This is a genomic window from Cupriavidus sp. 05N38 (genome assembly GCF_056397345.1).
The window spans coordinates 1-847 of sequence record NZ_JBFTNF010000171.1; the positions used below are offsets into that span (position 1 = coordinate 1).

Genomic DNA, 847 nt, shown 5'->3' on the forward strand with positions numbered 1-847 from the left:
GGCCGAGCGATCGCCGTCGAACAGACCCAGGTTGCCGCAGGCCGCGCAGATTTCGGTCGACGGGTCCATCGTGTAATCGACCCCGATCAGGTACAGCGGATGCCGGCTGGCATAGCCACTGGCAGACACGATGGGGATGTAGCCGGCCAGGGCTTCGAGTTGGTTCCAGTCGAGCACGTGCAGGCGCTCTTTGCCGGGGAAAATGAAATAGAGTTTGCGCGTGCCGCGATGAATGCGGATGAAGGCGCCACGGGTGCGATGCGCGCCGCTGGCAAAGTAGAAGCAAAATCCAAACGCTAACACAGGCAAGCTACACAAAGCGGTGTAGACGATGTCCTTCGCCGTTAGGGCCTCCATACCAATTGCCCAGAAACTGAATAGTGAGCCTATGATCGCTACAACGACTGACATGCCAATAAAGCTCGCTGTACTGGTCCGCGTGAAATTCGCATAGGTCTCCAGTTCGACGCACTGATCATTGACGCGACGCACGCCATCGGGTTTGGGCGGCTCGCTGGTGGCGTGGTTCCGATAGAGCGGTGTGCCGCCCAGACGCAGGCTGGGCGGAAGTCGCCTGATGGTTTCCTCTTTCACTGTCGCGTCCCCACTGGCTCCGGCTTGGCAGGATCGATGGAGGCGCTGAAGAAGCAGCAGCCTAAAGGTGCGGATGGTGTGGTCCCCATGATGCTAGGCATCGACGTTCACCTGCGGCGATGCCATGCCGCACAACTCGTCGATGTCCGTGGGAAAGGGCGTGTAGGGCACGTTGTACTGGATGCATGCTTCCACGCTGTCGGGAAACGCGTTGATCAGCAGCCAGCCCAGCCACAGCGGAAGGGTGATGGGC

The 847-nt window shown here is 60.0% G+C and carries 1 protein-coding gene; it reads right to left on the reverse strand.

Translation table 11 applies throughout. The annotated features are described in order from the left end of the window. Positions 1-594: hypothetical protein (locus AC1DK4_RS40760; RefSeq protein ID WP_441643676.1), on the reverse strand; the 594-nt coding region annotated here is incomplete at its 3' end. Positions 595-847 lie beyond the last annotated feature (253 nt).